Raw genomic sequence first — 19,042 nt, 5'->3', positions numbered from 1 at the left:
TCCATGTTCGACGGACGCGGGCCGCGGTGCGAGGGGTGCGAGGGGTGTGAGCCGCGCGTCAGAGCGGGAACGCGTGCTGTGAGCAGCACGGTTCGCGGCGCAGTCGGCGGCTGACGTCGAGCCGGTCGGTCCGGTCGGTGGTGCGGCGTTGGGCCAGGGTCGTGCCGTACTCCGCTACGAGGTCGTCCTGCCGGTACACGATGCCGTCGCGCATCACCCAGGTCGTGCGGACGAGGTCGTCGAAGTCCTGGAACGGGTTCCCGTCGATCACCGTGAGGTCGGCGAGTTTGCCGGCCTCGAGGGTGCCGAGGTCGTCGCCGACGCCGAAGAGTTCGGCCGGTGCGACGGTCGCGGTGCGCAGTGCCTGGGCCGGGCTGAGGCCGCCGGCGTGGTGCAGGGCCCGCAGGGCCCGTCGGCGGTGTAGAGGAGCTTGCCGTCGGCGGTCCAGCACGGCGGCAGCGGGGCGACGTCCTCGCCGTCGGTGACGGGCTCGCCGTCCACCATCAGGACGGAGGCGGGCGCGTAGGCGAACGGGACCGTCTCCGCAACCTGGACGTAGGCCACTTGGCCGTCGCGGGAGACCGCGGGGGAGGAGAGCAGCCCGGTGGTCGTGGTCCGCACCACCGTCACCGCTCCACCGCGGGTGTCCACGGAGGCGAGGGTGCGGGCGCCCTTGCTTCCGGCCCGCACGAACAGGATGTCGTCGCCGTTCGGGTGCCAGGCCGGGTCGTAGTCCTCGACGCCGGTGCTGGACCTCGATGACCAGCCGGTCACCGGCGGGGGAGGCGGTCACCGAGGCGTTGGTGCCCGCGGTGAATCGGAGGGTCCGGGTGGTGTCCGGGGCCGGTCGGTGGTGGGACCGTGCGGCGGGGAGGCGAGGGCGTTCCCCGCGGGGAGCGACAGCGCGGCTACACCCAGACCGCCCACTCCGGCCCTGACAAATCCTCGACGGGATAACTCGTTGAAGTGATCCATGGGGATGAACATAGCTCTGGGGGCCTGGTGTGCGCGGGGAGCGCGAAGCGTGCTGCCGTCGGCGTCGCCCTGGAGCCGGTGCCTTCCGTCTCCCGGCCCCGGAAGATCACGCGAACGAGCGGCGATCCGACCGGACTTGACGGCATTGCGCGATCCCGGTGGCCCCGGCGGGATTACCTGACGTATGGGAACATATCCGGCTTCACAAACGGAATGCGAGCGTCGGTTCTCGGACAGGTTTAGACCTCACCCCGGGCAAACGGGTCGTCGCACCGCGCTCCGGCAGCCCCTGATCCGCACTGCCGATGGGCGGGTTGCGAGGTATCTTCGCCCTGTTCACAGATGTGGAGGCAGGGCTTGATCATGACCTTGCAGAATTCCGGCCGCTGTCGGGATACTCGGCCGCACCAACGGGCACGGACGAGCGATTCCTGCGGTTCCGCCCGTTCGTGACCGCACATCCTGCGGGCCCGCTGCTGGCTGCGGGCCCACCCCCCACAGGAGGCACTGAGTTGAAGCACCGTCGGATATCCAGGCGTCGTATCGCGATCGCCGGGTCGAGCGCCGCCGCAGTAGTCGCCGCGGGTTTTCTCCTTCCCCACGCCAACGCCGCCCAGCCGACCACGCCCTCCCCCCTGGCGCTCGCCCCCACCGACGCGGCCCGGCTCGCGAGCGACCTCACCTCCCGTCTGGGTGACAGCACCGCCGGCTCGTACTACGACGCGAAGACCAGGCAGCTCGTCGTCAACGTCCTGGACGCCACTGCCGACCAGAAGGTGCGGGACGCGGGCGCGGTCCCCCGGACCGTCACGCACACCATGGCCGAACTGCGCCGTTCGGCGCAGAGCCTGCGCGCCCAGCCCCGCATCCCGGGCACCGCGTGGTCCATCGACCCCCGCAGCAACCAGGTGGTGGTCACCGCCGACAGCACGGTGAAGGGCGCGCGGCTCGACAGCCTCACCAAGAGCGTCACGGCGCTCGGCGGCGCCGCGCAACTGCGGCGCTCGAACGGTCGCTTCACCCCGTTCGTCGCCGGCGGGGACGCGATCTTCGCCGACGGTGCACGCTGCTCCCTCGGCTTCAACGTGGTCAAGGGTGGTCAGCCGTACTTCCTGACCGCCGGCCACTGCGGCGTGGCATTCAAGAGCTGGTCGGAAAAGTCGGGCGGCCCGGAGATCGGCAACGTCGAGGCCGCCACCTTCCCCGGCCATGACTTCGCGCTGGTCAAGTACACCGACACGAGCGTGGCCCACCCGAGCGCGGTGGACCTGTACAACGGCAGCACGCAGCCCATCACCCAGGCCGGCGACCCCACGGTCGGCCAGACGGTGCAGCGCAGCGGCAGTACCACCAAGGTGCACGGCGGCACCGTCACCGGACTCGACGCCACCGTCAACTACCAGGAGGGTTCGGTCAGCGGACTGATCCAGACGAACGTCTGCGCGGAGCCCGGCGACAGCGGCGGCGCGCTCTTCTCGGGCGACACCGCAGTGGGCCTGACCTCCGGCGGCAGCGGCAACTGCACCGCCGGCGGGGAGACGTTCTTCCAGCCGGTGACGGCCGCACTCACCCAGTACGGCGCGCAGATCGGCTGACCCTCACCAGCGGACGACTGAGGGGCGGACCTCCTACCGGGGGTCCGCCCCTCAGCCCGTCGCGGCCGGGTCGGTGAGCGCCGGGTCGGTGAGCGCCGCGTCGGTGAGGGCCGCGTCGATGAGCAGAGCGGCGACCGTCTTCGCCTTCGCGGCGGCGCCGGGGTCGCGGTCCATCCTGGCGGCCACGCCCGCACCGTCGTAGAGCAGCACCAGCCGACTCGCCAGCTGCTCCGGGTCGGGCGCGCCGGCGGCGCGGGAGAGGTCGGTGAACACGGAGCGCACCCAGCCGCGGTAGGTGTCGGTGGCCTGGATGACGGGGCTGTCGGGGCCGACCTCCGCGCTGGCGTTGAGGAAGGCGCAGCCGCGGTACTTCGGGTCCGCGAACGCCTCGCCGAGCGCGTCGAAGACGGCGAGCAGCTTCTCGCGCGGCGCCTCGTGGCGGCCGACGGCCGCGGTCACCCGGCGGCGGCGGATCTCGTGCCGGCCGGCGAGGTAGGCGCTGATCAGCCCGTCCTTGTTCCCGTACGCGCTGTAGAGGGTCGCTTTGGCGACGCCGGCGCGTTCGATCACCCGGTCGATGCCGACGACATGGATGCCCTCCTCGTAGAAGAGCTCGTTGGCGGCGGCCAGCAGACGCTCACGTGCGGTGGGACGTCCCGCGGCGGCGGGCGGGTCTGCGATCGCTTTCGTAGCCATGACTTGACAGTACCAGACCGGTCTGTCTACCGTAAGTGCCAACTAGACAGACCGGTCTGATCGGACCGGCGCCCGCTAGGCGAAAGAAGTCCTGCGATGTCCTTGCCGCCGACGTTCCCCGTGACCGACCCCTTCGTCCGCCGTGAACGGCGGCTCGGCCCCGGGGCCGCTTTCTACCTCCAGGCGTCAATCGTGGTGGCCTTCCTCGCCGCCTCCAGCGCCCCCACCCCCCTCTACGCCGTCTACCAGGGCGAGTGGGGTTTCTCGCCCATCACCACGACCATGGTCTTCGGCATCTACGCCCTCGCCGTGCTCGCCGCGCTGCTCACCGTCGGGTCGCTGTCGGACCACGTCGGACGCCGTCCGGTCCTACTCGCGGCGCTCGTGCTGCAGGCCGTCGCGATGGTCGTGCTCACCACGGCGGGCGGGGTGCCCGAACTGATGATCGCCCGGATCGTCCAGGGACTGTCGACCGGCGCGGCCGTCGGCGCGGTCGGCGCGGGCATGCTCGACCTCGACAAGGCCAAGGGCACCATCGCCAACGCGATCGCCCCCATGACCGGCACCGCCACCGGGGCCCTGGCCTCCGGCCTGCTGGTCCAGTTCCTCCCCGCACCCACCCACCTCGTCTACGTGGCCCTGCTCGCCGTGTTCGTCCTGCAGGGCGTCGGCGTCGCCCTGATGCGGGAGACCTCCGCGCCCGAGCCGGGCGCGCTGGCCTCGCTGCGCCCCCGCTTCGGTGTCCCGAAGGCGGCCCGCGGACCGCTGCTGGTGGCCGCGCCGGTGCTGGTCGCGGTGTGGGCACTGGCCGGGCTGTACGGCTCCGTCATGCCGGCGGTCGTCCGGGGCGTGGTCGGCTCCGACTCCCTGCTGCTCGGCGGCCTGGCGCTGTTCGCCCTCGCCGGGAGCGGTGCGGTGTCCGTACTACTGCTGCGCAACGCCGCCCCGGGCCGGGTGATGCTGCTCGGCACCGTGGCCCTCATCGTGGGCGTCGGCGTCACCCTGCTCGCGGTCGACCACAACTCGGCGGCCGCCTTCTTCACCGGGACGGTCATCGCGGGCGTCGGCTTCGGCGGCGGCTTCCAGGGTGCGATCCGCACCATCGTCCCGTTGGCCGCGCCGCACGAGCGCTCTGGGCTGCTGTCCACCATCTACGTGCTGTCGTACCTGGCCATGGGCCTGCCCGCGGTGATCGGCGGCTACCTGGTCGTGCACGGCGGGGGGCTGCTGACGACGACGCGGGAGTACGGCATCGCCGTGATGGCCCTCGGGGCGCTCGCGCTGCTCGGGCTGGCGGTACCGCGCCGGGGGACGCGCGCGGTGCAGCACTCCGTCGTGGTGGGCGGCAGTGTCCCCGCGCCGCAGCGGGCCGCCGTCCAGGAGGTCGAGTACGCGCGGCGTTAGACCCGCAGCAGGACGGGCGTCGACGACGAAGGCCCTGCCTCCCGCTTCCGCGGGAGGCAGGGCCTTTCGGTGGCCTGGTGGCCTGGGGCTGCCGTCAGATGGTGGCCGTGTCGATGACGAAGCGGTACCGCACGTCACTCGCGACGACGCGCTCGTACGCCTCATTGATCTGGTCGGCGGAGATCAGCTCGATCTCGGCGCCCAGCTCGTGCTCCGCGCAGAAGTCCAGCATCTCCTGGGTCTCACGGACGCCGCCGATCATCGAGCCGGCCAGGCTGCGCCGGCCCCCGATCAGCGAGAAGACGTTCAGCGAGACCGGGTGCTCGGGCGCGCCGACGTTGACCAGGGTGCCGTCCACCCGCAGCAGCGAGAGGTACGCGTCCAGGTCGAGGTTGGCCGAGACGGTGTTCACGATCAGGTCGAAGTGCCCGGCGAGCTGCTGGAACGTGGCCTCGTCGCTGGTCGCGTAGTAGTGCTCGGCGCCGAACCGCTTGGCGTCGTCCTGCTTGCGCAGGCTCTGGCTCAAGACGGTGACCTCGGCGCCCAGGGCCGCCGCGATCTTGACGCCCATGTGGCCGAGGCCGCCCATGCCGACGATCGCGACCTTCTTGCCGGGACCGGCGTTCCAGTGCTTCAGCGGCGAGTAGAGGGTGATGCCGGCACACAGCAGCGGAGCCGCGACATCGAGGGCGAGGCCCTCCGGGATGCCCAGGACGAAGTGCTCGTCCACGACGACGTGCGTGCTGTAGCCACCGTAGGTGGGCTCGCCATCGCGGCCGGTGGCGTTGTACGTGCCGGTGCCGCCGTTCAGGCAGTACTGCTCGTCACCGGCGACGCAGTTCTCGCACTCGCGGCAGGAGTCGACGAAGCAGCCCACACCGACCCGGTCGCCGACGGCGTGCTTGGTGACGCCGGATCCGACCTCGGTGACGATGCCGGCGATCTCGTGGCCCGGCACCATCGGGAACTGCGCCCCGCCCCACTCGTCGCGGGCCTGGTGGATGTCGGAGTGGCAGATGCCGGCGAACTTGATGTCGATCAGTACGTCGTGCTCACGCACGGCGCGCCGCGGGATGGTGGTGCGCTCCAGCGGAGCCTTGGCGGAAGGGGCGGCGTAGGCGTTAACGGTGGTCGTCATCGTGCGTGGATCTCCAGAAGGTCGTCGGGATCGGCAGGTGTCGGCCGTGGCACGGCCGGCTCCGGTGCGGTCAGGGGCGCCGTGAGATTCGCCAGCAACTGCAGCGCGGTCTCGGAGGGCGACCCCGACTCGGTGGTGTAGACGAAAAGGGTCTGGTCCGCGTCGCCCGGCGGGGTCAGGGCCTCGTACGCGACGGTGATCTCCCCGACCTGGGGGTGGCGGTAGCGCTTGGTTCCGTGCGAGCGACGGCTCACGTCGTGCGCGGCCCACGCCGTGCGGAACTCCTCGCTCTTGACCGCCAGCTCCCCGATCAGCTCGCAGAACGCCCGGTCCTCGCAGTTGCGCCCCGCGTCGAGGCGCAGCACCGCGGCGGTCTCCGCGGCGATCTGCTTCCAGTCCGGGTACAGCTGCCGGGCGGACTCGTCGAGGAAGATGAACCGGGCCAGGTTCCGCTCCCGGTGCGGCAGCGCCTCGAAATCGGAGATCAGCGAGCGGGCCAGCCGGTTGCTGGCCAGCACCTGCATCCCGCGACCGATGATGAACGCCGGCGTCATCCCGTCCAGCGTCTCCAGCATCCGGTGCAGACCCGGCCGCACCCGCTGCGGCCGCGTGGCGGGACGCCGGGCGGCGCGCGGCTGCGGGCGGGCGAGCTGGATCAGGTAGAGGTGCTCCACCTCGTTGAGCCGCAGCGCACGGGAGACGGAGTCCAGGACGCTCAGGGAGACGTTGCGGTGCCTCCCCTGCTCCAGCCGCGCGTAGTAGTCCGTGCTGACTCCGGCCAGCCGGGCCAGCTCCTCCCGGCGCAGGCCGGGCACGCGGCGGGCGGATCCGTTGACGGTGACCCCCGCGTCCCCGGGGCCCAGCCGGGCCCTGCGGGAGCGGAGGAATTCACCCAGTTCGACATCGTGGTCCAGACCCATGGCTCAAGTATTGACGCGATCGGAGACCTTTCGGGCCCCTGAGGGTAGGTCTGTCAGACCCCCCTCCCGCAGGTGTGGCTACCGGCGACCCGTGTCGGCGCTGGAGGCCGGGCGCTGCTTGCCCAGGGTCGAGCCCCGGACCACCAGCTCGGGCTGCAGCACGATCTGCTGGTGCCGGTGCTCGCCCGCACGGTCGCCGGTCTCCGCGATGAGCAGCTCGGCGGCGGCCCGGCCCATCCGGTGGGCGGGCTGGCGCACCGACGTCAGCGGGACCGCGGCCGCCGCCGCGAACTCGATGTCGTCATAGCCGACGAGCGCGAGCTCCTGCGGCACGGCGACCCCCGCCGCGTACAGCGCCTGCAGCACGCCCAGCGCGAGCAGGTCGTTCGCGCAGAACACCGCGGTGGGCCGACCGGCCATGCCCAGCAAGCGGGCGCCCGCGTCCCGCCCCGAGGCGACGTCCAGCCGGTCCGTCTCGATGTGGGACAGCGCCTCCGGTGGCAGCCCCGCCGTGGCCAGCGCGTCGAGCGCCCCGGTCCGCCGGTCCCGGCACTGGGTCAGGTGCATGGGGCCGCTGACGTAGACCAGCCGCCGGTGCCCCTGGTCCAGGAGATGGCCGGCGGCCAGCCGCCCGCCGGCGATGTCGTCGACCGACACCGAGCACGCCGACGCGCTGGGCACCACCCGGTCCACGAAGACGAAGGGGATGTCGTGGCGGCGGAAGGAGTCGAGGTTGCGCCCGGTGGTGTCGGCGGGCGTGACGAGCACCCCGCGCACCCGGTGCTCGGCGAACAGACCCAGGTACTCGGCCTCCTCGGTCGCGCTGCCGGCGCTGTTGCAGAGCATCACGCCGAGCCCCGCCTCGCGGGCGGCACGCTCGGCGCCCGAGGCGACGTCCACGAAGAAGGGGTTGGCCATGTCCAGGACGAGCAGGGCGATGATCCGGCTGTGACCGGCGCGCAGCTGGCGGGCCGACTCGCTGCGTACGTAGCCGAGTTGGTCTATGACCTCGAGCACCCGGGTGCGGGTCTGCTCGGAGACCATGTCCGGCCGGTTGATCACGTTCGACACGGTGCCGACGGAGACCCCGGCCTGCCGTGCGACGTCCTTGATGCCCATCATGCGCGCCACGTGCTCCGAACCACCGTCTCCCGCGGCTCTCAGCGGCCGCGGTCTCATGCTACGCACATCACCCTCGGGAGCGAGCGCCCAGCGAGGACGTTCTGACGACCAGCTCCGGCTGGAACACGATGTGCTCGTGCTCGTGTGCGTCGGGCCGCCCGTCCGTCTCCTCGATCAGCAGTTCCGCCGCGGTGCGGCCGATGCGGAACGCGGGGCGGCGCACGGAGGTGAGCGGGACGGCGGCGCCCGCGGCGAACTCGATGTCGTCGTAGCCGACCAGCGCGATGTCGTCCGGCACCCGGATCCCGGCCGCGAACAGGGCCTGCAGCACGCCCAGCGCCAGCAGGTCGTTCGCGCAGAACACGGCGGTCGGGCGGTCCGCGGCGGCCAGCAGGCGGGCCCCGGCCTCCCGGCCGGACGCGACGTCGAACCGCTCCACCTCCAGCACCGTCAGACCCTCCCGGGCGACCCGCGCCTCGTCCAGGGCGTCCAGCGCGCCCTGCCGCCGGTCACGGGACTGGGCCAGGTGCGGGGAGCCGCTGACGTAGGCGATGTGCCGATGGCCCGAGGCGAGCAGATGCCGCACGGCCAGCCTGCCGCCCGCCACGTCGTCGACCGACACCGAGCAGGCCTCGGCGCCGGACCAGGCCCGGTCGGCGGCGACGACGGATATTCCCCTGCTCCGCAGCGCCCGCAGATGCGGACGGGTGGCGTCGGTCGGGGTGACCAGCACCCCGCGCACCCGCTGCTCGGCGAACATGCCCAGGTACACACCCTCCTGCGACGGATCACCCGCGCTGGTGCACACCATGACGGCCAGTCCCGCCTCGCGCGCGGCCTGCTGGGCTCCTCTGGCCAGCTCCGCGAAGAAGGGGTTGGCCAGGTCCAGGACCAGCAGCGCGAGCATCCTGCTGCGGCCGGCCCGCAGCTGGCGGGCCGTCTCGCTGCGCACGTACCCGAGCCGCTCGATGACCGCGAGCACCCGGCGCCGCGTGGGTTCCGCGACCGTCTCGGGCCGGTTCAGGACGTTCGAGACCGTGCCGAGCGAGACGCCCGCCTGCTCGGCGACGTCCTTGATGCCGATTCTCAAGGGACCTCGACCAGTTCCAGGCCCGTGAGGTCGGCGACCGCGCGCAGGTCGGGCACGATGTGACCGGTGGCCAAGGCCCAGTGGTGGGCGACGCCCGTGGCGCTCCAGGCGTCGGTCCACTCGCCGGGGTCGGTGCCGAAGTCGACTCGGGACGTGGTGTTGCCGATCTTCAGCAGCGGTCCGCCGACGACTTCGCCCTGCGAGGCGACCAGCTTGTAGCGGCCGTCGCGGGTCTGCCCGAGGCCGACCAGGGTGACCGGGCCGTGCCGCACGTCGAACTCGACGGAGACGCCCCAGCCGCGCTTGCCGTGAAAGACGCCGAGTCCGCGCAGGAGTGGACGGTGCCGGCTGATGCCGAGGTGGGCGGGCCCGTCGTGGCCCATCTCCACCACGCCGTCCCGGAAGTTGAGCGCCTGCAGCTCGGTGAAGGAACCGCCCGCGCCGAGCCGGTCGGCGATCAGCATGGCCAACGACGTCCGCAGTTCGTACTCGCCCGCCATCGGGACGCCGCGGGCGGTGAGCAGGGACGCGCCGAGGATCATGCCGGCGCCCAGCCGTTCGTGGATCTCGCCGTCCAGGCCCCGGTGGTAGTAGGCGAGGCTGTCGAGGTCGAAGTCGGCCACCAGCCGGTCGAGTCCGACCGACACCCGGGCCGCCCACTCGACGTCGTCCGCGACGACGGAGTCGTCGAACACGAAGGTCTCACGGGCCTCGGCGAGTTTCCCGGAGACCTCGGCGTCGGTGACGCTCTCCACCCGCACCCGCAGGTCGTCGAACTCCAGCACCTCCACATGGCCGCCGAGGTTGCCGGAGACCATGGCCAGGTCGGTCGAGACGTCGTACATGCCGGGATAGAGGTGGCCCATCAGGCCGTGCCGCCCGTTACGGAGCACCGACCGCACTCCGGCGGCACGGATCCACCGGCCGATGCGGGCCCAGGCCCGTTCGTCCTCCAGGTGGCCGGAGACGGAGCGGAACGGAACTCCGGCGCGTTCGAAGGAGTTGGCCATCTCGGGCAGCGGGCAGGCTCCGCAGTACGCCAGCCACTGACCGGTGTCGAACGAGGCGTGGTCCATCGCCTCGGTGGGCTGCAGATTGATCAGCAGGACCGGAGCGCCCGAGCGCTGGGCCACCGGCGCCAGCATGGTGGCGGTCATGTAGGTCGTGAGGAATCCGACGATGAGGTCGCAGCCGGCGGCGCGCAGTTCCTCCGCGGCGGCCGCGCCCTCCTGGGCGTCCGAGATGAACCCGACGTCGACGACGTCCGCGTCGAAGTCCCGCATGCGCTCGGTGACGCGGGCGGCGGAGCGGCGCAGTTGGGGCAGCAGGTCGGGGAACTGGGGCCAGTAGGCGCCCAGTCCCCCCGCCACGAGGCCGATCTTCGGCCTGCGCGCGGTGGCGGGGGTGCGGGTCATGGCGGATGTCTCCGTTCGTGGGGTCGGCCGGGCAGCGGGGCGGCCGGGCCGCCGGCCGTCACCGGAGGTGGAAGATCTCGGTGAGCGGGCGTATCGCCCGGTCGGGCCGGTCGTCGTCGGTGTCCTCGAAGAATTCGGCCATCTCCCGCTGCCAGCGGGTGTTGACCTCGGTTGCGGCCATGGCGTTCTGGGCCGCGGTGAAGTCGTCGGTCTCCAGGTAGCCCACCAGCGTCCCGTCCTCGCGCAGAAAGAGGGAGTAGTCGTGCCAGCCGGCGGCGGAGAGCGCCGCGGTCATCTCCGGCCACACGGTCGTGTGCCGGCGGCGGTATTCGTCGATCCGGTCCTGGCGGACCTTGAGCAGGAAGCAGACGCGTGGCACGGTCCCGGTCCTCTCGTCCCCGGCGGCCGGCCGCGCCGCGGCGACGCGGCGGGCCGGAATGCGGAGCACGCTCAGAAGTCGAAGGCATCGATGTTGGACGCGTCGAAGACGGTGGGCTTGCCGAGGATGACCTCGCCGTCCTTGCCGACGGTGAAGGTGCCCAGGTCACCGGCCTTGAACGTCTGTCCCTCCGCGCCGGTGATCTGACCGGAGCACAGGGCGGACGCGGCGTACGCGGCGAGCCGGCCGAGCTTCTTGGGGTCCCACAGGGAGAACTGCGCGACGGTGCTGTCCTTGACGTACTTGCGCATCTGGTTCGGGGTGCCCAGCCCGTTGACCACGACCTTGCCCTTGTAGGACGAGGAGCTGATGTAGCGGGCGGACGCGGCGATGCCGACGGTGGTCGGGGCGATGATGCCCTTCAGGTCCGGGTACGCCTGCAGCAGGCCCTGGGTCTGCTGGAAGGACTTCTGGTCGTCGTCGTCCCCGTAGGCGACCTTGACCAGTTCCATCCCCTTGTACGCGGGCAGCGCCAGCTCCTTCTTCATGAACGCGATCCAGGTGTTCTGGTTTGTCGCGTTCTGGGTGGCGGAGAGCACCGCGATCTTGCCCTGGAAGTTGAGCTGCTTGCCGAGGTTCTGCACCAGGCTGCGGCCGATCTGCTCGGAGCTCGCCTGGTTGATGAACAGCTGGCGGCACTCCTTGGCGGTGTCGGAGTCGTACGCCACGACCTTGATGCCCTTGGTCATCGCCTGCTTGAGCGGACCGCACACCGCGTTGGGGTCGTTGGCCGCCAGCAGGATCGCGTCCTGCTGCTGCTGGATGAGCGTGTTGATGTAGGAGACCTGCGAAGACGCGCTCGCGTCGGAGGGGCCGACCTCCTTGGCGGTGCCGCCCATCTCCTTCGCGGTCGCGATGCCGGAGTTGTCGACGATGGTCTCGTAGGGGTTGTTGATCTGCTTGGGCAGGAAGGCGAGCTTCAGCCCCTTCCTGAGTGCGGCGCCGGGGTCGGCGGACGCCGTCGAGGCGGTGCCCGGACCCTGGTCGGAGCTGGACTTCTTCGTCGTGCCACCGCAGGCGGTCGCGGTCAGGGCGAGGGCGCAGACGGCGGTCACCGCGGTGAGCGCGCGCACTGTGACGGGGGTGGGGAGGGACATGGCGAAGCCCTTCTTCGGAATTGCCGGGATGACGGGGGACGTCCTCGGGGTGACAGTGGTGCGGGGTGACGGTGGTGCGGATGGGGTGCGCGCCGTCAGGCAGCCGCGGCTGCGCGCCGGTGGCGCCGTTCGATGGCCGCGGCGATCACCCGAGGGGTCAGCACCGAGGCCACGAGCAGCAGCCCGGTGACGATCACCTGGACCTCGTTGGCGACGTCGTTGAGGATGAGCAGGTTCTTGAGCAGGCCGATCAGCAGCACCCCGGCGATGGCGCCGCCGAGCGTGCCCTTGCCGCCGTCGAAGTCGACGCCGCCCAGCAGGACGGAGGCGATGACGAGCATCTCGAAGCCCTGGCCGTTGTCGGCGCGGGCGCTGCCGTAGCGCAGGGTGAAGACGATGCCCGCGAAGGCCGACAGCAGACCGGTGAGGACGAACAGCAGCAGTTTGAGCCGCTTGACCCGGATGCCGGAGAAATAGGCTGCCTCCTCCTGGGCACCGGTGGCGAACAGGGAGCGGCCGAACCCCGTGGCGTGCAGCACGACGCCGGTGACGGCCGCCAGGACGATGAACAGGGCGAAGGGGTAGGGCAGGATGCCCAGCACGGTGTGGGTGTCCGACGTCCACCGGGCGTACGTCTCGGGGAAGTCGGTGACCGCGTTGCTCCCCAGCGCCACCGAGGCCAGTCCGCGGTAGAGCGTCAGCGTGCCGATGGTGACGGCCAGCGACGGCAGTCCGACCCGGGTGACGAGCCAGCCGTTGAGCAGGCCGCCGAGGACCCCGATGGCCAGCACCACCGGCACGATGCTCTCGAACGACCAGCCGGACTCCCACAGTTTGCCGCTGACCGCGCCGGCCAGGCCCAGCATGGAGGCGACCGACAGGTCGATCTCGCCCGCGACCACCAGCAGCGTCATCGGCAGCGCGATGATCGCGACCTCGGCGATGTCGTTGAGGGCGAAGGAGAGGTTGCCCGTGGTGGCGAACCCGTCGGTGGTGCCGGCTCCGGTGGCGAAGACGGCCACGAGCAGGATGCCGACGGCGATGTCCCAGCGCAGGAACCGGCTCAGGTCAGACGTGGTGGACATGGCGCGCGTTCCTCTTCCTCAGGGCGCTGGTCATGCGCAGGGTCACGATGCGGTCGATGCTGATGGCCGCGAGCAGCAGGGCTCCGGTGATGGCGCTCTGCCAGAAGGAGTCGACCTTCAGGACGACCAGGACGCTTCCGACGGTGGTGAGCAGCAGTGCGCCCAGCGCCGCGCCCCAGACGCTGCCGGTGCCGCCGGTGATGGCGACGCCGCCGACGACCACCGCGCTGACCACCGTCAGTTCCCAGCCGTGGGCGTTGTCGGCGACGACGGTGCCGAAGCGGGCCAGCCACAGCGCGCCGGCGAATCCGGCGACGGCGCCGGAGAGGACGTACGCGGCCAGGATCCGTCGGCGGATGGGGATGCCCGCCAGCCGGGCGGCCTCGGGGCTGGAGCCGATGGCGTACAGCTCCCGGCCGCCGCGGTAGGCGCGCAGGTAATAGGCGGCGGCGGTGAGTACGGCGACGGCGATGAGCGTCAGGTACGGGATGCCGAGGACGCTTCCGCTGCCGAGGTCGAGGACGGAGGCGGGGACGTCGGCGGCGTTGATCTGCTGGCCGTGCGCCCACCAGTAGTCGGTGCCCTGGATGATGTAGAGCATCCCGAGGGTGACCACGAGTGCCGGTACCCGCCCGAAGCTGACCAGCAGGCCGCTGACGAGGCCGCAGAGCGCGCCGACGCCGATGCCGAGCAGGAGGGCGAGGGCGGCGTTGTGGTCGGTGCCGGAGACGAACTTCCCGCAGGCGAAGGCGGACAGCCCCACCACCGAGCCGACCGACAGGTCGATGTTGCGGGTGAGGACCACGACCGACTGGCCGACGGCCAGCAGGATCAGGATTGAGGCGTTGAGGAGCAGGTCCTTGACGCCCTGCTCCGACAGGAAGCGGTGGTTGGCGGCCCAGGTGCCGAGGACGAGCAGCACCAGGCACCCGGCGATGCTGATCTCCCGGGCCCGGAAGACGGTCTCGGTGAGGGAGCGGGCCGTCGTCCTGCGGGCGTCGGGCGGGGCGGTGGGTTGTTCCACGGTCGCTGTCATCAGGCTGCCTTCTCTCCGCCGTTGCGGCCGGTGGCCGCGGCCATGACCGACTCCTCGGTGGCCAGGGAGCGCGGGAGTTCCGCGGTGATCCGTCCCTCGTGCATGACCAGCACCCGGTCGGCCATGGCCAGGACCTCCGGCAGGTCGGAGGAGACCATGAGGACGGCGAGGCCCTCGGCGGCGAGCGAGGACAGCAGCCGGTGGACCTCGGCCTTGGTGCCGATGTCGATGCCCCGGGTCGGTTCGTCGACGATCAGCACACCGGGCTCGGTGGCCAGCCACTTGGCCAGCACGACCTTCTGCTGGTTGCCACCGGAGAGCACACCGACGGGGTCGGAGAGCCGGTTGTACTTCAGTTGCAGCCGGACCGCCCAGTCCGTCGCCCGGCCGCGTTCCAGCGTTCTGCGCACCAGGCCGCCGCGGCCGAGCCGGTCGAGTCCGGTCAGGCCGATGTTGCGTTCGATGGACAGCTCCATCACCAGGCCCTGCTGGCGCCGGTCCTCGGGAACCAGGGCGACGCCGGCGGCCATCGCGGCCGTCGGCGAACCGGCCGGCAGTCTGGCCCCGGCCACGTGCACATCGCCGGCGTCGGCGCGGTCGACGCCGAACACGGCGCGCACGACCTCGCTGCGGCCGGCGCCCACGAGCCCGGCCAGTGCGACGATCTCTCCGCGGCGGACGTCGAAGGAGACGTCGGTGAAGACGCCCTCGCGGGTGAGGCGGCGCACGGCCAGGGCCGTCTCACCGATCCGGGCGGGCTGTTTGGGGTAGAGCTCGTCGAGGTCCCGGCCGACCATCCGGCGGACCAGGTCGTCCTCGGTCAGTCCTTCGACCGTGTCGCTGGAGATCAGCCTGCCGTCCCGCAGGGTGGTGACGCGCTGGCACAGGGCGAAGATCTCCTCCAGCCGGTGCGAGATGAACAGCACGGCCGTGCCCTGTTCGCGCAGCGTCCGCACCACACCGAACAGCCGGGCCACTTCGGCTCCGGTCAGGGCCGCGGTGGGCTCGTCCATGATCAGGACGCGGGCGTCGAAGGAGAGCGCCTTGGCGATCTCGACGAGTTGCTGGTCGGCGATGGACAGGCCGCGGCAGAGCTGCCCGGGGTCGAGGTCGACCCCCAGCCGTTCGATGAGGGCCCTGGTCGCGTCCCGTACCGACCGGTGGTCGACGCGGCCCAGGGAGCGGCGCGGTTGGCGGCCCATGAAGATGTTCTCGGCGACGGTGAGATCGGGAAACAGCGTCGGTTCCTGGTAGATGACCGCGATGCCGGCGTCCCGCGCGTCGGAGGGGCCGTGGAAGGTGACGGGCTCACCGTCCACCAGTACCCGTCCGGCGTCGGGGCGGTGCACTCCCGCGAGCACTTTGATCAGGGTCGACTTCCCGGCCCCGTTCTCCCCGGCGAGCGCGTGCGCCTCCCCGGCGAACAGGGCCAGGGACACACCCTGCAGGGCCCGGACCGCGCCGAAGGACTTGCTGGTGTCCTCCAGCGACAGGACGGGCCGTTCCGCGGGCTTCGACTGGTCCATGGTGAGGCCTCACATGAAAGGTTTCAACTGAGTTGCACGGACGTTAGGGCAGCGCGACATGACGCGTCAATGGTTTCGTTTCAAGATTTCCGCTTCGGTCTCCTTCGCGCGGTGAACTCCCGTGACCAGGAGGTTGACACTCTCTCGTCGGGCACTTAGCTTCCCCTCAGTGAAACGATTCATGGCGGGAGCGATGAACATGACCGACCTGTCCACGGTGAAGGCCGCGCTGAAGGCCCAGTCCATCGAGACGCCGTCCTGGGCGTACGGCAACTCCGGCACGCGCTTCAAGGTGTTCGCGCAGGCGGGCGTGCCCCGCACCCCGCAGGAGAAGATCGACGACGCGGCGCGCGTCCACGAGTTCACCGCGGCCGCGCCCTCGGTGGCGCTGCACATCCCCTGGGACAGGACCGACGACTACCCGGCGCTGGCGGCCCACGCGGCCGAGCGCGGTGTGCGCCTCGGGGTGATCAACTCCAATGTCTTCCAGGACGACGACTACAAGCTCGGTTCCGTCACGCACCCCGATCCCAAGATCCGGCGCAAGGCCACCGACCATCTGCTGGAATGCGTCGACATCATGGACGCCACCGGCTCGCGCGATCTGAAACTCTGGTTCTCCGATGGGACGAACTACCCCGGACAGGACGATATCGCCGATCGTCAGGGACGCCTGGGCGACGCGCTGACCGAGGTGTACGAGCGGCTCGCCGACGACCAGCGCATGCTGCTGGAGTACAAGCTCTTCGAGCCCGCCTTCTACGCCACGGACGTGCCCGACTGGGGAACCGCGTACGCCCACTGCCTCAAACTCGGCCCCAAGGCCCAGGTCGTCGTCGACACCGGCCACCATGCCCCCGGAACCAACATCGAGTTCATCGTGGCGACGCTGCTGCGCGAGGGGAAGCTCGGCGGGTTCGACTTCAACTCGCGCTTCTACGCAGACGACGACCTGATGGCCGGCGCGGCGGACCCGTTCCAGCTCTTCCGGATCATGTACGAAGTGGTGCGCGGCGGCGGGCTCGCGCCCGAGACCGGGGTGGCCTTCATGCTCGACCAGTGCCACAACATCGAGGCGAAGATCCCGGCGATCATCCGGTCCGTGATGAACGTGCAGGAAGCCACCGCCAAGGCGCTGCTGGTCGACCCCGTCGCGCTGCGCGCCGCCCAGCAGGCCGGAGAGGTGCTGGAGGCGAACGCCGTCCTGATGGACGCGTACAACACCGACGTCCGGCCCCTGCTGCGCGAGGTCCGCGAGGAGCAGGGCATCGACCCGGACCCGATCGCCGCCTACAAGCGGTCCGGCTGGGCCGACCGCATCGTCGCCGAACGGGTCGGCGGGACACAGGCGGGCTGGGGCGCGTAACCGCTCCCGACCGCTGTCACCACAGCCTCCTGTTCCGGCGGCCCGAAATTCCGCTTCCACGCGCAAGGGATTCCACGATGACCGCAGAACCGCACCCGCAGGCGGCCGAGCTGCTGGCGCGCAGCCACCGGCTGGGAGCCGACCCCCGCAACACCAACTACGCCGGCGGCAACACCTCCGCCAAGGGTTCGGCCATCGACCCGGTGAGCGGGCAGGACACCGAGCTGTTGTGGGTCAAGGGGTCCGGGGGCGACCTGGGCACGCTGCAGGCGTCCGGGCTCGCCGCGCTGCGCCTGGACCGGCTGCGCGCGCTGGTGGACGTCTACCCGGGCGTCGACCGCGAGGACGAAATGGTGGCCGCCTTCGACTACTGCCTGCACGGCAAGGGCGGGGCGGCGCCGTCCATCGACACCGCGATGCACGCCCTGGTCGGCGCCGCACACGTCGATCACCTGCACCCGGACTCCGGCATCGCGCTCGCCTGCTCGGCCGACGGCGAGGCACTGACCAAGGAGTGCTTCGGCGACCGGGTGGCCTGGGTGCCGTGGCGGCGTCCGGGATTCCAACTGGGCCTGGACATCGCCGCCGTCAAGGCCGCGAACCCGCAGGCCATCGGCTGCGTACTCGGTGGCCACGGCATCACCGCCTGGGGTGCGACCTCGCAGGAGTGCGAGCGGAACTCCCTCGACATCATCCGCACCGCCGCGGAGTTCCTCGAGCGGCGCGGCAGCAGCGAACCGTTCGGGCCGCCGCTGCCCGGCTTCGCGCCGCTGCCCCCGGCGGAGCGCGGGGCCAGAGCGGCCGCACTGGCCCCGGTGCTGCGCTCCCTCGCCTCCGCGGACCGTCCGCAGATCGGCCACTTCGACGACTCCGACGCCGTACTGGACTTCCTGGCCCGCGCGGAACACCCCCGGCTGGCGGCGCTCGGCACCTCCTGCCCGGACCACTTCCTGCGCACCAAGGTCCGCCCACTGGTCCTGGACCTGCCGGGCGACACCCCGCTCGACGCGGCGGTGGAGCGGCTGCGGGAGCTGCACACCGCGTACCGCGAGCAGTACGCCGCCTACTACGCGCGGCACGCCACCGCCGCCTCGCCGCCGATGCGCGGCGCCGACCCGGCGGTCATCCTCATCCCGGGCGTGGGGATGTTCTCCTACGGCAAGGACAAGCAGACCGCGCGCGTCGCGGGGGAGTTCTACCGCAACGCGATCAACGTGATGCGCGGTGCCGAGGCGGTCTCGTCGTACCTGCCGATCGAGGAATCCGAGAAGTTCCGGATCGAGTACTGGGACCTGGAGGAGGCCAAGTTGCGCCGGATGCCCCCGGCGCTGCCCCTGGCGACCCGGGTCGCGCTGGTGACCGGCGCCGGCTCGGGGATCGGCAGGGCGATCTCCCACCGGCTCGCGGCCGAAGGTGCCTGCGTGGTCGTCGCCGACATCAACGCGACCAGTGCGGCCGAGGTCGTCGAGGAACTCGGCGGGGCCGACCGCGCGGTGGCGGTGACGGCCGACGTCACCTCGGAGGAGCAGATCCGGGCGGCGTTCGACGCGGCGGTCCTCGCCTTCGGCGGCGTCGACCTGGTGGTCAACAACGCGGGCATCTCCATCTCCAAGCCGCTGCTGGAGACCACCGCCCACGACTGGGACCTGCAGCACGCGATCATGGCGCGCGGATCGTTCCTCACCTCGCGGGAGGCCGCACGGATCATGATCCAGCAGGGCCTGGGCGGCGACATCGTCTACATCTCCAGCAAGAACGGCGTCTTCGCCGGCCCCAACAACATCGCCTACGGCGCCACCAAGGCCGACCAGGCCCACCAGGTGCGGCTGCTCGCCGCCGAGCTGGGGGAGCACGGCATCCGGGTCAACGGCATCAACCCCGACGGGGTGGTCCAGGGCTCGGGGATCTTCGCGGCCGGCTGGGGCGCGCAGCGCGCCGCGGTGTACGGGGTGAGCGAGGAGAACCTCGGGGCGTTCTACGCCCAGCGCACCCTGCTCAAGCGCGAGGTGCTGCCCGAACACGTGGCCAACGCCGTCTTCGCCCTGACCGGCGGCGACCTGAGCCATACGACCGGGCTGCACATCCCCGTCGACGCCGGAGTGGCAGCGGCCTTCCTGCGTTAGGGCCCCCCTTCCGAT

16 protein-coding genes and 1 pseudogene are annotated in these 19,042 nt (G+C 71.3%); 4 read left to right on the top strand and 13 right to left on the bottom strand.

Translation table 11 applies throughout. The annotated features are described in order from the left end of the window. Window positions 1-58: 58 nt before the first annotated feature. A complete protein-coding gene (locus M2266_RS01555) occupies window positions 59-271 on the bottom strand; it encodes a hypothetical protein (RefSeq protein ID WP_346780966.1) in 213 nt (70 codons plus the stop codon). Window positions 272-274: 3 nt separating this feature from the next. Next, a pseudogene (locus M2266_RS32265) lies at window positions 275-451 on the bottom strand (amidohydrolase family protein); the annotation flags it as partial. A 1,036-nt stretch (window positions 452-1,487) separates the two neighbouring features. Here M2266_RS32265 and M2266_RS01545 point away from each other — a divergent pair. Further along, window positions 1,488-2,570, top strand: coding sequence for a S1 family peptidase (locus tag M2266_RS01545; RefSeq protein WP_277436430.1), 1,083 nt, complete (start codon window positions 1,488-1,490; stop codon window positions 2,568-2,570). A gap of 51 nt (window positions 2,571-2,621) precedes the next feature. Here M2266_RS01545 and M2266_RS01540 read toward each other — a convergent pair whose 3' ends face one another. Beyond that, window positions 2,622-3,266, bottom strand: coding sequence for a TetR/AcrR family transcriptional regulator (locus tag M2266_RS01540; RefSeq protein ID WP_277436429.1), 645 nt, complete (start codon window positions 3,264-3,266; stop codon window positions 2,622-2,624). Window positions 3,267-3,362: 96 nt separating this feature from the next. Between M2266_RS01540 and M2266_RS01535 the strand changes: the two genes are divergently transcribed. Beyond that, window positions 3,363-4,670: an MFS transporter gene (locus M2266_RS01535; RefSeq protein WP_277436428.1), complete on the top strand. Its 1,308-nt coding sequence runs from the start codon at window positions 3,363-3,365 to the stop codon at window positions 4,668-4,670. A 94-nt stretch (window positions 4,671-4,764) separates the two neighbouring features. On the opposite strand, the gene M2266_RS01530 is transcribed toward M2266_RS01535, so the two are convergent. From M2266_RS01530 to M2266_RS01485, 10 genes are all read right to left on the bottom strand, one after another. After that, window positions 4,765-5,808, bottom strand: a complete 1,044-nt coding sequence (locus M2266_RS01530) for an NAD(P)-dependent alcohol dehydrogenase (RefSeq protein ID WP_277436427.1) — start codon at window positions 5,806-5,808, stop codon at window positions 4,765-4,767. Continuing rightward, window positions 5,805-6,728, bottom strand: a complete 924-nt coding sequence (locus tag M2266_RS01525; protein WP_277436426.1) for a helix-turn-helix transcriptional regulator — start codon at window positions 6,726-6,728, stop codon at window positions 5,805-5,807. Before M2266_RS01525 ends, M2266_RS01530 begins: the two co-directional genes overlap by 4 nt. Window positions 6,729-6,806: 78 nt before the next feature. Beyond that, the gene (locus M2266_RS01520; protein WP_277441028.1) at window positions 6,807-7,850 is read right to left on the bottom strand and encodes a LacI family DNA-binding transcriptional regulator; all 1,044 of its coding nucleotides are present in this window, start codon (window positions 7,848-7,850) and stop codon (window positions 6,807-6,809) included. Between the two features lie 67 nt (window positions 7,851-7,917). Then, window positions 7,918-8,940, bottom strand: coding sequence for a LacI family DNA-binding transcriptional regulator (locus M2266_RS01515; protein ID WP_277436425.1), 1,023 nt, complete (start codon window positions 8,938-8,940; stop codon window positions 7,918-7,920). Then, window positions 8,937-10,355: an L-fucose/L-arabinose isomerase family protein gene (locus tag M2266_RS01510; RefSeq protein ID WP_277436424.1), complete on the bottom strand. Its 1,419-nt coding sequence runs from the start codon at window positions 10,353-10,355 to the stop codon at window positions 8,937-8,939. Before M2266_RS01510 ends, M2266_RS01515 begins: the two co-directional genes overlap by 4 nt. Window positions 10,356-10,413: 58 nt before the next feature. Then, the gene (locus tag M2266_RS01505) at window positions 10,414-10,734 is read right to left on the bottom strand and encodes an L-rhamnose mutarotase (RefSeq protein WP_277441027.1); all 321 of its coding nucleotides are present in this window, start codon (window positions 10,732-10,734) and stop codon (window positions 10,414-10,416) included. 71 nt (window positions 10,735-10,805) lie between these two features. Further along, window positions 10,806-11,891, bottom strand: coding sequence for a rhamnose ABC transporter substrate-binding protein (gene rhaS, locus M2266_RS01500; RefSeq protein ID WP_277436423.1), 1,086 nt, complete (start codon window positions 11,889-11,891; stop codon window positions 10,806-10,808). 95 nt (window positions 11,892-11,986) lie between these two features. After that, window positions 11,987-12,976 (bottom strand): ABC transporter permease, encoded by a 990-nt coding sequence (locus tag M2266_RS01495; protein WP_277436422.1) that lies wholly within the window; start codon window positions 12,974-12,976, stop codon window positions 11,987-11,989. Then, window positions 12,960-14,012 (bottom strand): ABC transporter permease, encoded by a 1,053-nt coding sequence (locus tag M2266_RS01490; protein WP_277436421.1) that lies wholly within the window; start codon window positions 14,010-14,012, stop codon window positions 12,960-12,962. Before M2266_RS01490 ends, M2266_RS01495 begins: the two co-directional genes overlap by 17 nt. Continuing rightward, window positions 14,012-15,538: a sugar ABC transporter ATP-binding protein gene (locus M2266_RS01485; protein ID WP_277436420.1), complete on the bottom strand. Its 1,527-nt coding sequence runs from the start codon at window positions 15,536-15,538 to the stop codon at window positions 14,012-14,014. The genes M2266_RS01490 and M2266_RS01485 overlap by 1 nt, the downstream gene beginning before the upstream one ends. A gap of 199 nt (window positions 15,539-15,737) precedes the next feature. Here M2266_RS01485 and rhaI point away from each other — a divergent pair, with 199 nt between their 5' ends. Further along, window positions 15,738-16,904, top strand: coding sequence for an L-rhamnose isomerase (rhaI, locus tag M2266_RS01480; RefSeq protein WP_277441026.1), 1,167 nt, complete (start codon window positions 15,738-15,740; stop codon window positions 16,902-16,904). A 77-nt stretch (window positions 16,905-16,981) separates the two neighbouring features. Further along, window positions 16,982-19,027, top strand: a complete 2,046-nt coding sequence (locus tag M2266_RS01475; protein ID WP_277436419.1) for a bifunctional aldolase/short-chain dehydrogenase — start codon at window positions 16,982-16,984, stop codon at window positions 19,025-19,027. The last annotated feature ends 15 nt before the right edge of the window (window positions 19,028-19,042 follow it).

Source organism: Streptomyces sp. SPB162 (assembly GCF_029504575.1).
Taxonomy (GTDB): domain Bacteria; phylum Actinomycetota; class Actinomycetes; order Streptomycetales; family Streptomycetaceae; genus Actinacidiphila.
This window is presented reverse-complemented; position numbering and strand designations above follow the sequence as displayed.